Annotated in this window: 10 protein-coding genes; 1 reads left to right on the top strand and 9 read right to left on the bottom strand. The window is 63.1% G+C overall.

Annotation, left to right across the window (positions count from 1 at the left end; translation table 11 throughout):
- The 5 genes from DXT59_RS02830 to DXT59_RS02810 all read right to left on the bottom strand — a co-directional run.
- Positions 1–1631 (bottom strand): type III effector HrpK domain-containing protein (locus DXT59_RS02830; protein WP_240324376.1); only part of this gene is annotated, 1631 nt, incomplete at its 3' end.
- Between the two features lie 333 nt (positions 1632–1964).
- Entirely contained in the window at positions 1965–2657 is a 693-nt protein-coding gene (locus DXT59_RS02825; RefSeq protein WP_240324375.1) for a DUF1266 domain-containing protein, read from the bottom strand.
- Between the two features lie 13 nt (positions 2658–2670).
- On the bottom strand, positions 2671–3888 hold the full coding sequence (locus tag DXT59_RS02820) for a hypothetical protein (protein WP_205417361.1): 1218 nt from the start codon (positions 3886–3888) through the stop codon (positions 2671–2673).
- Positions 3885–6245, bottom strand: coding sequence for a tetratricopeptide repeat protein (locus DXT59_RS02815; RefSeq protein ID WP_116135423.1), 2361 nt, complete (start codon positions 6243–6245; stop codon positions 3885–3887). The genes DXT59_RS02820 and DXT59_RS02815 overlap by 4 nt, the downstream gene beginning before the upstream one ends.
- A 232-nt stretch (positions 6246–6477) precedes the next feature.
- Positions 6478–7104, bottom strand: a complete 627-nt coding sequence (locus tag DXT59_RS02810; protein WP_116135425.1) for a TetR/AcrR family transcriptional regulator — start codon at positions 7102–7104, stop codon at positions 6478–6480.
- An 81-nt stretch (positions 7105–7185) separates the two neighbouring features.
- Between DXT59_RS02810 and DXT59_RS02805 the strand changes: the two genes are divergently transcribed.
- Positions 7186–8301: an MBL fold metallo-hydrolase gene (locus tag DXT59_RS02805; protein WP_116135422.1), complete on the top strand. Its 1116-nt coding sequence runs from the start codon at positions 7186–7188 to the stop codon at positions 8299–8301.
- A 117-nt stretch (positions 8302–8418) separates the two neighbouring features.
- On the opposite strand, the gene acnA is transcribed toward DXT59_RS02805, so the two are convergent.
- From acnA to DXT59_RS02785, 4 genes are all read right to left on the bottom strand, one after another.
- On the bottom strand, positions 8419–11136 hold the full coding sequence (gene acnA / locus DXT59_RS02800) for an aconitate hydratase AcnA (RefSeq protein ID WP_116135421.1): 2718 nt from the start codon (positions 11134–11136) through the stop codon (positions 8419–8421).
- A 114-nt stretch (positions 11137–11250) separates the two neighbouring features.
- On the bottom strand, positions 11251–12702 hold the full coding sequence (locus DXT59_RS02795) for a bifunctional 2-methylcitrate dehydratase/aconitate hydratase (protein WP_116135420.1): 1452 nt from the start codon (positions 12700–12702) through the stop codon (positions 11251–11253).
- A gap of 26 nt (positions 12703–12728) precedes the next feature.
- Positions 12729–13226 carry a hypothetical protein gene (locus tag DXT59_RS02790; RefSeq protein WP_116135419.1) on the bottom strand — a complete coding sequence of 166 codons (498 nt, stop codon included), beginning with the start codon at positions 13224–13226 and terminating at the stop codon, positions 12729–12731.
- Between the two features lie 97 nt (positions 13227–13323).
- Positions 13324–14101 (bottom strand): citrate/2-methylcitrate synthase (locus tag DXT59_RS02785; RefSeq protein ID WP_275895758.1); only part of this gene is annotated, 778 nt, incomplete at its 5' end.

The following is a 14101-nucleotide window of genomic DNA, read 5'->3' as shown; positions in this document are numbered from 1 at the left end:
CCCTCTGCGCCGGCGACGGCGCCTTCCGCACCCGCTGCCGCACCTTCGGCCGCGCCGTCGGCTCCGCCCACGGCGCCTTCCGCCGCGCCCGCGGCTTCCGCGGCCGCGCTGTCGCCGCCAATGCCCATGAAACCTTTGCCCTTGGCGAGATCGCTAAGCGTTTGCGTCACGGTCTTGGCATCCTTGAGACCATGGTGAACCTGATCGACGATATCCTTGGCGGACGTTTGAGATTGGCTGCCTGCCGCCCCGGTCGCGCCATCGCTATCGGTCTCGCTGCGACCGTCGCCGGCACCGGGCAAGCCGCCTGCCGCCGCGAAGGCGCCGCCAAGGTTTTGCATGGCGGGAGGCACCGTTTGCTGCAGATATGCCTGGGTTGCCGGATCGCTCGCGAGCGTTTGAATGTCCTTTTGCAGGGCGGCCACGGTGTCCTTTACGTCGCGCAGACCGTCCGAACCGCCCGCCTGAACGTTCACGAGCGTCTTCATCAACGTCACCATCACCGCCGCCTTTTGCTCAGGCGTGTAGTTCTGCGGATTGGCAAAGATGTCCTGGTTTAGCTTGCTGGTGTCGGTGTTCGCCGTAATGTTCTGCAGGCTCGCATCTTCGAGGAAGCTCTGGTTGCTCGCTTCGTTCGTCGGCGCTTCTTTCGAAATGAAGTCCGTGAGATTGTTGTAGTCGAATTTGCCGTCGGCTTTCGTCGTGGCCTTGTCGTCGCCCGCACGGTCCAGGGCGTCGAATGCGCCGTTCGTCGACCACGCTTGCGCCGCGCTCTTCAACGCCGAGCTGAAGCCCTGGTTCTTTTCCAAATCGGCGACTTGCTGCTTCGTGGTAAGTCCGCCGCCGTTCTTGCCGCCGCTGTAGCCGTTGTTCTTGCCGTTCGAAACATGGCCGGCCGATTCGCCTGCTATCGGGTTGTAGGCCTGTAGCAGCGCGGCGGATCGCACGGTGCTGAGCGAGCCCGGATCCGCGCCCGGGTGCTTCTTCATGTAGTCCTTGACGTTGTTGTCGGCCTGCGTCAGGTTCTTTTCGACTGATTGAAGCAGGCCTTTGAGCTTCTTCGTATCGACGCTGCCGTCGGAATTGAGCGCGCCCGCGTTGCTCATTGCGCTCTTGAGCGAGGGGTTGTCGTTGACGAACTGCATTGCCGCCTGCTTTTGCGCTTGGGTGGGCGGTTGGCCGTTCGCATTCGGTTGCCCCGAAAGAATCTGCATCGCCGCGAGCGGTCGCTCGAGGGAGATTCCTTGGTCGTTCGCGGCAAGGTCCGACCATTTGCCGAGATCGGCGCCATCCGCCTGTGAGGCGTAGCCGTCGAGTTCGGGGTATGAGTCGCTGCCCGTATTGGTGCTGGAGTCGGGTGTGCCCAATTGTCGCGTGTACCCCATCGTGCTGGTACCGGCGGCGCCCGCACCGTTCGTACCGGAGGCCGAGCCGGTGCCGGTTGACGTCGTGCCTACTCCGCCGGTGTCGAACTGATGCATCTGCTTGTGCATCAGTTCGCCGAGCAGCGTTTGGAGCTCCGTTAGCAGATCGGTTTCCGTGCTGCCTTTAGACCCTTGCTGGCCTGCGTCCTGCAAGCGCGAGAACGTACCGGCGGGCAGTCTGAGGGTTGACGTGATCGACGAGCTCATGGAAATCAGACTCCAGGGAAGGGTACTCGCCTGCGCCCAAGCAACGGCGTCGCAGCGCGCAGCGTTGACGCGCGTATGGGAGGCGGCGTATCCGATTGTTTGTGTCCTCGATGGGCGCCGCGCTACGAGCGAGGCGTCCGTATCGAGTAGGTGAGGGCATTGTTGCGGACTGCGGGCGTTCGATCCGATGCTGGAGCGGAATCGTTGTCGCGTTTTGCGAAGCAAGCGGGGGAAGACCCCGCGCCCCGAAGCTTGACGGCTTCGCCGACGACTTTGAAGAACAATGGACACAGCCTGGTTTGGCCAGCCTCAGCGTCCGCACCGCCGCAATCGCTAGCGAACGCGCTCCCGCGTCCGACTTCCAGCGGCAACCGGACTAAACGCCGCGGGCCCCGGCCACGGCAGGCTGCGCCAGCCGCGGTTTCGCGAGGCAAGCCACTCCGCCAGCGCCTGTTCGTCGAACGCTGTGCCGAACGGATCGGCACGAAACGCCGCAACCCATTGGCGACGCCCTTCGATAAACGCCCGCCCGAAATCTTCCCAGCTTGCAAAGCAATCCTGCGCGCGCTGTGCGTTGAGTAAGAGCACGCGCCACGCGAGCTGCGGCTCCACCCACCCCATCAACATCGTCATGCGAACGAGAAAGGCCGTGCGCGCGCACGCAAACGCGAGCGCCGCGCGCGGGTCGTCGGTCGGCAACAGCTCGTGCAGATCGGCGCGGAACCAATGCGCCTCGAGCGTACCGGCAAGATGGGCGCGCGCATCGTCGCCGCTCGCGTCCGTGCGAAGGCCCATCTGATGCAGCAGTTGCGGCCGGAACCGGGCCCGCATCGCATCGGTCAGCACGAAGTCCGCCTTCAGATAGAAGGTGCCGAATCGCGTGGCGGCGGCAAACGGCTGCGCCAATGCGAGCGCCCAGCGCCGGCGCGCGGGCAACGGTTCCGGGCGCAGTTGCTGGGCAAAGCGATACATCCACCAGCCGGCAAATACGACCACGGAAAGGTTGAACCACCATGGCTGAGACATCGTGTGGGTATCCTCATGCAATGGGCCGGGGCGCGTCGCGCCGATCGTCGTCGGATGCCTCGAATCCAGGCCATTCGATGCCTTCGGTCACGAACGACGCGCTTTCTCCTCGGCTCGCGCCGTCGAGCCTGCGTAGCGCGTAGCGAACCGCCGCGGAGTTCGGCGTCCGCGCGTGCAACAACTGCGGCTGACGGGCGGCCACCAACCACTCGACCGCGGGCGTTGGCGCCTGAAGGTGAGAGAAGAGGATGGGGTGGCGCGCGACAAGGCGCGCCTGCGCGGCCTTGTCTTGAACGTCGTCGATGTGCGTCCAGCCCGCCGGCGTGCGCACGATGCCGATCGCGATGCAGTCCGCCGGCATGGTCTCGTTCGTGCCAAGCGCGTTGAGGCAAGCAACGACTTCATTCACATAACGCGCGACGGGTGGACGGTTCTGCTTGCCTTTCACCTGCTCGATTTCGAGCGCGCTCGTCTCGTGCACGATCACGCTGATCGTGACGTGCGGTTGCCCGCTCGCATCGCGAAAGCTGATCAGCCGCACGCGCTGCGCTTCGATCGCTTGCGCGTACCGTTCACCATAGCCGCCCTCCAGTGTCCGCCGATCCTCGAACTGCCCCAGACAATGGCGCATCGCGTAACTTTCGTAGGCCATCTCAGCGCGCAGCAGCGGGCTATCGTGACGGAATTCGACGAACTGGCCACCCGGCAGGTCGAGCAGCAAGCGGACCGCCTCCGGGCTGCTTTTACGCCAGCCACGCTCGACGCGGGCCGCCATCCGCGCATGCTCTTGTTCCCAGAGCGCCAGCGCTTGCGGGCAATTGATCCGATCGAGCTTGCCGGCAAGCGAGGTGCCCACACGCGATTCGAGAAATTCGACGACGCGCTTCTCGAGCGCGAGTAGCGCCGGTTCAGCCGGATCGACCCAGACGACGGGTGCGAGCACGGCAGGCTGTTGACGGTCGCCTGTGCCGGCCGCATCGCCGAAACGCGTGATGACCCACGCGGGCACCGGTGCGGGAGCGAGCACGCGGCATGCATCTTCAAGTGATTCGATCGTGCGCGCCGGCACGAAATTGGCAACGAGGTGACGATAGAAATGGTTGAGCAGCCACGCGCGGATATCGTCGGCGTCTCCGCGTGAGCGGCTGCGTGCGGCGATTCCCGCTTTCAGTTCGTCGGCATTGAGGGCGTTACGCGGCGCGTAGCCGAGCCTTGCGGTTGGGGTATTCAACGCCAGAACCTCCATCGACGTTTGCGCACGGGTTCGCCCTGCATCTGTTCGATGCTTTCATCAGGGTACGACGCAAGGAGCGTTTCGATATTTTGAGTGTTCAGGCGCTCGTCCTCAGGCCGCGCGGCATTGATGCTCAACACCCGCTCGTACCAGGCGCGGGCCTCGCGGTAGCGCCGCAAGTCATATAACGTCGAAGCCGCATTCCAGACGATCCAAGGGTCGTTGCTCGCCTCGACTTGAGCGCGCAGGCTGTCCCAAAGCGATGTCGCTTCGCTAGGCCGCCTGGCGGCAAGCTCAAGGGCGACGACCACGCGTGCGCCCAGCGCCTCGCGCGGCAGTTTCGCTTCGTCGACCCGCTCCTTCTGCCGCTGCCATGTCACGAGCCGTTCGAGCCAGATCAGGATCTCATCTTCGCGCTCGAGCTTCGAAAGCGACCTGACGACATCCCGTATGTACCAGTTCGGTGAGTAATCGCCGAAACCGTGTTCCATCGAAAAATGCCAAAGCTGCTCGGCCGCGTCGACCGCTGCCGCGTGATCGCCGCTCGCCCGCAACGCGTTCATCAAGCTCGCGTAGTGGTCGGCGAACGGACTCGCCTCGATGCCGCGTCGATGCAGTTCGATCGCCTCGGGAATGCGGTCGCTGCCTACGTAGAGAATGCCGAGGTTGTTGCAAAGCAACGAGTAAAGATACGCACTGCCATCGTAAGGATGGCCCGCTCCCGTTTCGAGAAAGCGCTCCATATGCGCGAGACCTTGCTCGTAGACGGCGATCTTGAGCCTCTGCAAATCGGCCCGCACGTCGGCGCGCGACGGCGCCGGCACGCTTTTCAAGAACTCCTTGCCGTCTTCATCGAGCCCAGCCGCATATCTGTAGCAATCCCTGCCGCTCGCAAGTTCAGGTAGCGCAATTCCGATTGCGGCGGCGAGACCGCTTGATTGCCGGCGTGCGAGGAACAGCGCGTAGTGCGATCGGTCGTCGCTCAAACCGCCCTGCGCGATTGCCGCGAGCAGGCGGTCGGCTTGCGTCGCGGGATCGATGAGCCCGGTGCGACCGTCGTGCAGCGCGCTCAGATAGGCAACCCACGGATGTCCGGGTGCGCGCCGTTCCGCGACCGCGCGGGCCGCCGCGTGGACGGGTTCGCGAAGCGCGTCGCCTCGCGATTCGCCAAGTGCCGCAAAAACCTCGGCATGCACGGGAGAGCGGAGTCTCAGATTGGTTCCGCCAGCTTGGCCCGTGGCAATTAGCCGGGGGAGCAAACGCCCCGTATCGCAGGCCAGCATGACGCACAGCAACCACCATACCGACGTGTCGCGTTCGTCGGCAAGACGCTGGTGGATGATGTGCGACATCGGCGCCCATGTCTCCTCTTCACATTCGTACATGTGAAAGAACGCACGTCGGCCCGCGTCGTCGAGTCGTCCGGCTTCGATGAGCCACGGCAACTCGTAGTCGATGAAATCGTCGGTCCCGTCCGGCGACAGGCTGTGGCGGGCTAGGTCGCAGGCCGCCAGCGCCGCAGCCGCGCCGTCCTGTGCATAAGCTGCCCGCGCGGCGAGGCGGGCCAAGCGGATTTCCTGTTCGCGCCGCCGCGGCAGCGGCCAACGCGCCGTCAGCGCGGCGACCGCCCGCTCGATAACCGGATAGCCATGCGGCACGATCTCAATCAGCGAGCCGCCGAGATGCAGCCAATCTTGTTCGTCGATAGTCTGACCCGGCGGCGCATCTGCGAGCGCGGCGAGGGCAAGGCCCGCCGCAGCCACCGCTTCGATGTGCGACCCTGTACGCTTGAACGCCCATGCGCGGCGGCGCTGCCGGTCGGCCTCGTCCACGGCCCGTAATGCCGCGCGTTCGGGGATCGCGGCGCATAGCGCATGACGCAGTTCGATGGCAGTGAGCGCATGTGCCGGATGACGGTGCTCGATGCTATCGAGACCGCCCCAGCGGCGGTAGCGGTCCGCTTGAAGGCTGGGCTCTTCGGCAACGACCTTGTGCATGTCGGCAAGCGCATGTCCGATGGCGTCGTCTTCCCGCACGAAAAGGCCGACTTGCAGCCGGAACAGCGCTAGGGACATGCGGATATCGGGGCGAGCGTCGGGCGCGGCGCTTGCCAGCACGCTTGCGCCGTCCGCGTCGAGCACGGCGCGCGCCGCCGCGGTATCGCCGGCGCGCATCCACAGTGCGTGAAGTCGGGCGATCGCATCGATCGAATGCGCGCGCAACGGCTGCGCGCGCAGCTCCGTAAGCAAATCGTCGGCTTCGTCCCGATCGTCGTCTTCTTCCAGATCGCTTTCAAGTCGATCCAGGAATTGATCCAGTTGTCGGCCCGTTACGACATCGGGACTCGGAGTCATTGAGTTCTCCGCGATTCGTTTTTGGAAAGGCAATAGATTAGCAGCGATGGATGTCGGGATTCATGACGATGAAGCCGCACTGTTTCAATGAATCAACCGCTCGCCGACACGTCCTCGCACGATTCTTTTTCGTCAAACTTTCTAATTACGGCAGAATCGAGAATACCTTTAGTGCTTCGCCGTTGGTTTATATTTAACGGAGGGAGCGCCACCCGACAGGCATTCAAATACCCTAACGCTCCCCCTCCGCATACAACGCCAAAAACATATCCGCCGCCGACCCCGCCACCTTCTTCTGTTCGCTTTTACTCAAAGGCGGTTGCCCCATCGTCACCTGCGGCCAAAACGCAAACGCCTTCATCAACCCCTGCAACTGCAACGAGGCGAACAACGGATCGGAGACCTTGAGCCGGCCATCCGCGCAGGCCGCCCGTATCCATACCGTCAGGTCTTCTTCCCGCTCCCCAATGCGCGCCACCATATCGCGCGCGCGTTCCGGCGAATGAATCCCCGCTGCAATCGCAACGCGCGCGAGCGACACGAACGCTTCCTCGTTAAATAAACGCAGCTTGCGCATCAGCAATTCCAGCAACTGCGGGCGCAACGGTTCGTCGCCGCGATAGGCCGGCGCTTCGCCATCCCGGCTCTCATCCCATAGCTCGCGCAATATGGCCGCGAATAAGGCTTCCTTACTCGCGAAATGGTTGTAGACCGTGCGCTTCGACACGCCGGCGCGCGCTGCCACGCGATCCATGCTGGTCGCTTCGAAGCCTGCCGCTCGGAATTCCTCGATCGCTGCTTCGACGATCGCAGCGCGCTTCCGGTCGGTCAGACGTTGCGGTGGATTACTTGAAGTCATCACAAAATTCTACACCAGGCAGTTTACTTTCCCGGAGATTGAACTACACTACGTAGTCTACTTTTATCTTGGGCCTTTCGGATGCCGTCGATTATCGATTCCGCTCGCCGCACGCTCGGTTTCGCCGCCGCGCAACGCGGCCGCGTGTTGTCGCACACTTCGCCGCAGCATGACGGCGAGCGCTTTCGCAACGCCCGGCCGCATCCCGTCGAAGGACTCGGCAAAACATTGCGCATCGCGTGGAACGTGTTGTTCAACAAGCCGCGCGGCACCGTCCCGGCGGGTGCGTTACCCGTCGATACGCTGACGCGTGAAGATCTCGATGCCGCGCCCGATCGCAGTCTCTATCGGCTGGGACATTCCACGATGCTCTTGAAGCTGCGCGGCCAATATTGGCTGACCGATCCCGTGTTCGGCGAACGCGCATCGCCGTTTCGGCGCATCGGCCCGAAGCGTTTCCATGCCCCGCCGATCGCGCTCGACGCGCTGCCGCCGTTGCACGGCATCCTCCTTTCTCACGATCACTACGATCATTTGGACCGCGAGACGGTGCTCGCACTGGCCGAGACGACGGGCGTGTTTCTCGTCCCGCTCGGTGTCGGCGACCGGCTTATCGAGTGGGGTATCGACGCCGCGAAGATCCGTCAGTTCGACTGGTGGCAGGGGACGGCAATCGACGGCCTCGAGTTCACCGCTACGCCCGCGCAGCATTTCTCGGGGCGCAGTATGTTCGACCGCAACAGCACGCTATGGGCATCGTGGGTAATCGTCGACGACGATTTGCGCGTGTTCTTCAGCGGCGACACGGGTTATTTCGACGGATTCAAAACGATCGGCGAACGGCTCGGCCCGTTCGATGTCACATTGCTCGAAACGGGCGCGTATGACGCGCTTTGGCCGTACGTCCATATGCAACCCGACGAGACGGTCCAGGCACATATCGATTTGCGCGGCGAATGGCTGCTGCCGGTACACAACGGTACGTTCGACTTGGCGATGCATCATTGGCACGAGCCGTTCGAGCGTGTCACGTCGTTGAGCGCCGCGAGGGGTATCGCGATTTCGACGCCGCGCATGGGGGAGCGTCTCGATCTGGCCGCACCGCATCGCGGCGAGCGGTGGTGGCGTAGCGTCGCCGAGATTGCTCACGCGCCTAGGCGTGCCGGATGGAAATCGATCTGTCGCAGCGTTGGGTGAAGCGAAGCGCACGGTAGGTACCACGCCGCCCCATAAAAAAAGCCCGGCCTAAGCCGGGCTCCGAATGCACCGCGCCTCCCAACGAAGCGCGGCACCTGCAAAACCTGCAATAGCCGCTTACGCCGCCAACAGCGAACGCAGCACGAACGGCAGAATCCCGCCGTGCTTGTAGTAGTCCACTTCGATCGGCGTATCAATGCGGAGCAGCACCGGCACGCGTTGCGTCGCGCCGTCCTTGCGATGGATCACGAGCGTGACTTCCTGCTGCGGCTTGAAGTCGTCGCCGAGCCCTTCGAGGTCGAACGTTTCGTCGCCCGTGATACCGAGCGACTGTACGCTATCGGCACCCTTGAACTGCAGCGGGAGCACGCCCATGCCCACGAGGTTCGAACGGTGGATCCGCTCGAAGCTGCGCGCCACGACCGCCTTCACGCCCAGCAGTTGCGTACCTTTGGCCGCCCAATCGCGCGACGAGCCCGTACCGTACTCTTCACCGGCGAAGATCATCGTCGGCGTACCTTCGTCGATGTACTTCATGGCGGCGTCGTAAATCGAGAGCTGCTCGCCGCTCGGCTGGTGAATCGTCAAGCCGCCTTCCACGCGCGTGCCGTCGGCCTTCGCCGGAATCATGAGGTTCTTGATCCGCACGTTGGCGAACGTGCCGCGCATCATCACGTCATGGTTGCCGCGGCGCGAGCCGTAGCTGTTGAAGTCGGCCTTTTGCACGCCATTCGCCTTGAGCCACTTGCCCGCGGGAGAATCTTCCTTGATCGAGCCGGCCGGGCTGATGTGGTCGGTCGTCACCGAATCGCCGAAGATGCCGAGTGCGCGCGCACCCTTGATTTCCGCGACCTCGTCGGACGGGGTCATCGAGAAGTCCTGGCCGAAGAACGGCGGCTCGGCGATATACGTCGACTTGGGCCAGTCGTAAACCTGGCCTTCCTCGCCTTCGATCTTGCTCCAGAGGTCGCCCGGCTTCGTGAGGTGCGCGTAGTTCGTGCGGAACGCGTCGGCATCGAGCGCGAACTTGAGCAGCGCATTGACTTCCTCGCTCGACGGCCAAATGTCGCCGAGGTAGATGTCATGGCCGTCCTTGCCCTTGCCGACGGGCTCGGTCATCAGATCGCGCGTGATCGTGCCGGCAATCGCGTACGCGACGACGAGCGGCGGCGAGGCGAGGAAGTTCGCGCGAATGTTCGGGTGGATCCGCGCTTCGAAGTTGCGGTTGCCCGACAACACGGCCGCGGCCACCACGTCGTTCTTCGTGATGGCTTCGTTCAACTCGGGCGTGAGATCGCCCGCGTTGCCGATACAGGTCGTGCAGCCGTATGCGGCCAACTCGAAGCCGAGCTGCGACAGATAGGGCAGCAGGCCGGTCTTCGTGAGGTACTCGGTGACGATCCGCGATCCCGGAGCCAGCGACGTCTTGATGTGCGGCGCCACCGTCAAACCGGCCTCGACGGCCTTCTTCGCCAGCAAACCGGCAGCGAGCAGCACGCTCGGGTTCGAGGTGTTCGTGCACGACGTGATGGCGGCGATGAGCACGTCGCCGTTCTTCAGCTTCACGCCGTTGCTCGTCTCGTACTCGGCGTCGAGATCGGCCGGCTTCTTGGCGAAGCCGTTTTCGTTGACGGGCTTGCTGAACAATTCCGCGAACGTCGATTTGACGTTCCCGATTTCAATACGGTCTTGCGGACGCTTCGGACCGGCCAGCGACGGGGCGACCGTGGCGAGGTCGAGCGTGAGCGACTTCGTGTAGTCGATCTGACCTGCCTTCGGAATGCCGAACAGTTGCTGAGCCTTGAAGTAGTTTTCAAAGGCGGCGATTTCGGCTTGCGTGCGGCCCGTGCCCTTGAAGTATTCGATCGTCTTTTCGTCGACGGGGAAGAAGCCCATTGTCGCGCCGTACTCGGGCGCCATGTTGCCGATGGTCGCGCGGTCGGGCAGCGCGAGCGAGGCCGTGCCTTCGCCGAAGAACTCGACGAACTTGCCGACGACTTTCTCCTTGCGCAGCATTTCGGTAATCGTCAGCACGAGGTCGGTTGCCGTGACGCCTTCGCGCAGCTTGCCCTTCAACTCGACGCCGACGACGTCCGGCGTCAGGAAGTACACGGGCTGGCCGAGCATGCCGGCTTCGGCTTCGATGCCGCCCACGCCCCAGCCCACGACGCCGATGCCGTTGATCATCGTCGTATGGCTGTCGGTGCCGACGAGCGTGTCGGGGTAGTAAATCGTGTCGCCGTTCTCGGCCTTCTTATGCACGCCGCGAGCGAGGTATTCGAGGTTCACTTGGTGGACGATGCCCACGCCCGGCGGCACGACCTTGAACGTGTCGAACGCTTGCATGCCCCACTTCATGAACTGATAGCGCTCGTTGTTGCGCTGGAATTCGAGCTTCATGTTCAGATCGAGCGCGTCTTTCTGACGGAAATAATCGATCTGCACCGAGTGGTCCACCACGAGATCGACCGGCACGAGCGGCTCGATCGCCTTGGGGTTCTTGCCCGTGCGCTTGGCCACCCCGCGCATGGCGGCGATATCGGCCAGGAGCGGCACGCCCGTGAAGTCCTGCAGCACGACCCGCGCGACCACGAACGGAATTTCGTCGACGCGTGCAGCGGTAGGCTTCCAATTGGCGAGCTGCTTGATGTGCTCTTCCGAGATTTTCTTGCCGTCGAAGTTGCGCAGCACCGATTCGAGAACGATGCGGATCGACACCGGCAGCCGGTCGATCTTGACGTTCAGTGCCTTGCCGAGTTCCGGCAGCGAGTAGAACTTGCCTTTGCCGTTACCGCTATCGAATTCCTTGAGCGTGTTGTGCAGATTGTGGGCCATGGTTTTTCCTAGGTTTAGAGCGAGGAAATGACGTTGCTACGTTTTTCTTGAACCTTGAACCAGCGTTCTCGGATGCCCGCGTTCGAGCATCGCGAATTGCCAAATCACCAAATGCTAAATCACATACAAGTCGACGTACTCGTTCACGGGCATCGCCTCGAGTTTGGCTTGGTCCAGCGAGACCTCGAGGATTGCCTGGCGCTGCTTCTCGGGAAAGCGGCGCGCGAGATTCGTCTTGAACTTCTCCACAAGCAGCGGGATACCTTCGGCCCGCCGCCGCTTGTGTCCGATCGGGTATTCGACCACCACTTCGTCGAACGTCGTGCCGTCGGCGAACTCGACGGTCAACGCGTTGGCGATCGAGCGCTTGTTCGGGTCGTGGTAATCGGCCGTGAACCGCGGATCCTCGACGCAAACGATCTTCGCGCGCAACGCATCGATGCGCGGATCGGCCGCGACGGCATCCTCGTAATCGGCCGCCGTCAACCGCCCGAAAATCATCGGCACGGCCACCATGTATTGGATGCAATGGTCGCGATCGGCCGGATTGGCGAGCGGACCCGTCTTGTCGATGATGCGTATGGCCGCCTCGTGCGTGCGGATCGTGATCTTCGCGATGTCTTCCACGCGCTTGCCGGCCGCGCGCAGCCGGCCGTGCAGCGTCATCGCCGCTTCGGCCGCCGTTTGCGCGTGAAACTCCGCGGGGAAGGAAATCTTGAACAGGACGTTTTCCATCACATACGAGCCGTACGGACGGTCGAACTTGAACGGTTGGCCCTTGAAGAGGACATCGTAGAAGCCCCACGTCTTCGCCGTCAGCGCCGACGGATAACCCATCTCTCCGGTCTTGGCGATCAGCGCAAGCCGGACGGCGCGCGAGGTGGCGTCGCCCGCCGCCCAGGACTTGCGCGAGCCCGTATTCGGCGCGTGCCGGTACGTGCGCAGTGCGTGTCCGTCCACGAAGGCGAGCGAAACGGCATTGACGAGTTCGTCGCGCGATAAGCCGAGCATCTGCCCCGCGACGGCCGTCGAGGCGAGCTTGACCAGCAGCACGTGATCGAGCCCGACTTTGTTGAACGAATTCTGAAGTGCAATGACGCCCTGAATCTCGTGCGCCTTCACCATCGCGACGAGTACGTCTCTCATCACCAGCGGCTTCTTACCCGCGGCGACGGCGGTGCGCGACAGCCAATCGGCCGTGGCGAGAATCGCGCCGAGATTGTCCGAGGGGTGCCCCCATTCGGCGGCGAGCCAGGTGTCGTTGAAGTCCAGCCAACGAATCATCGCGCCGATATTGAAGGCGGCCTGCACAGGATCGAGCTGGAACTGAGTGCCGGGCACCTTGGCGCCGTTCGGCACGACGGTGCCGGGCACGATCGGACCCAGCAGTTTCGTGCAGGCGGGGTACGAGAGCGCCTCGAACCCGCATCCGAGCGTGTCGATCAGGCAGTTGCGCGCCGTGTCGAGCGCAAGCGCACTGTCGATCCGATAGCCCAAGACATAGTCGACGATATCGACCAGTACTGCGTCCGGCGCGGGCCGGACATTGGAGATCGGTGCGGACATGGGTCGAGGCTCCCTTGCCCGAAGGCTTAGCTGCCGGACTTTTGCAGTGCGTTCGACTGCGTCGGGGCCGGCGCGCCTTGCGTCATGGCGGCGGTCTTGCACTCGTCGGCGAGACGCGCGCCGTCGTGATCGGAGAACAGCATCGCCTTGGTCGGGATCACAACGAGGTCCAGGCCCGTGGCGGCGTCGTGGAAGCGGTCTGCGCCCGTGGTCGTCGCTTCGCGCGGCAGGTTGTAGTTCTTGTTCGCCCAGTGAACGGTGACGATCTGGTCGCGCTGCATGTCACCCTTCAGATCGAACGAGAGGCCGTCCTGGCAGGACCATTGCACCGAACCTTCCGGTACCGGATCGGTCTTGGCGACGGTTTTTGCCGACTTGCGCTTGATCAGGCGGTGCTTCGGTGCCGGCGTCTTGGCCTTCTTGGTGGCCGTGCTGCTGCCGTTTTGTGCGAATGCATTGTTCGCGACGAAGAGCGTCGTGGCGGAAAGCGAGGCAACGACGGTGGCGATCAGCAATTTCTTCATGGAATCAAGACCTTTTGAATAACGGTGAGACAAATAGAACACCAGCCGCGCGGCGGGGGACCCGCCGGCTTGCGCGCTTGGCGGCGCGCGGCGGTGGCTATTTTCTCCTATTTAGCGGCACAAACTTCAGATTTTCGGGCCCGGTGTAGTTTGCGCTCGGGCGGATGATCTTGTTGTCGATCCGCTGCTCGATGATGTGCGCGCTCCAGCCGGACGTGCGCGAGATCACGAACAGCGGCGTGAACATCGCCGTGGGCACGCCCATCATGTGATACGAGACGGCACTGAACCAGTCCAAGTTGGGGAACATCTTCTTGACGTCCCACATAACGGATTCGAGCCGCTCGGCGATATCGAACAGCTTGGTGTTGCCGGCTTGCTTCGACAACTGCTTGGCCACGTCCTTGATGACCTTGTTGCGCGGGTCGGAAATCGTATAGACCACGTCCTTGATGACCTTGTTGCGCGGGTCGGAAATCGTATAGACCGGATGGCCGAAGCCGATCACGACTTCCTTGTTCTCGACGCGGCGGCGGATGTCGGCCTCCGCTTCGTCGGGCGAGGCGTAGCGCGATTGAATCTCGAAGGCGGCTTCGTTCGCGCCGCCGTGCTTCGGTCCACGTAATGCGCCGATCGCGCCTGTAATCGCCGAATAGATGTCCGAGCCGGTACCGGATATCACGCGGCCCGCGAAGGTCGAGGCGTTGAATTCGTGCTCGGCATAGAGGATCAACGACGTATGCATCGCCTGGACCCACGCCTTGGGCGGCTCCACGCCGTGCAGCAAATGCAGGAAATGGCCGCCGATCGAGTCGTCGTCTGTCTCCACCTCGATGCGGCGGCCGTTGTGCGAGTAGTGATACCAATAGAGCAGC

The sequence above is a fragment of the Trinickia diaoshuihuensis genome, from assembly GCF_003390925.1.
Classification (GTDB): Bacteria; Pseudomonadota; Gammaproteobacteria; order Burkholderiales; family Burkholderiaceae; genus Trinickia; species Trinickia diaoshuihuensis.
The sequence above is the reverse complement of the archived record's forward strand: the minus strand, read 5'-3'. Positions and strand labels throughout refer to the sequence as shown.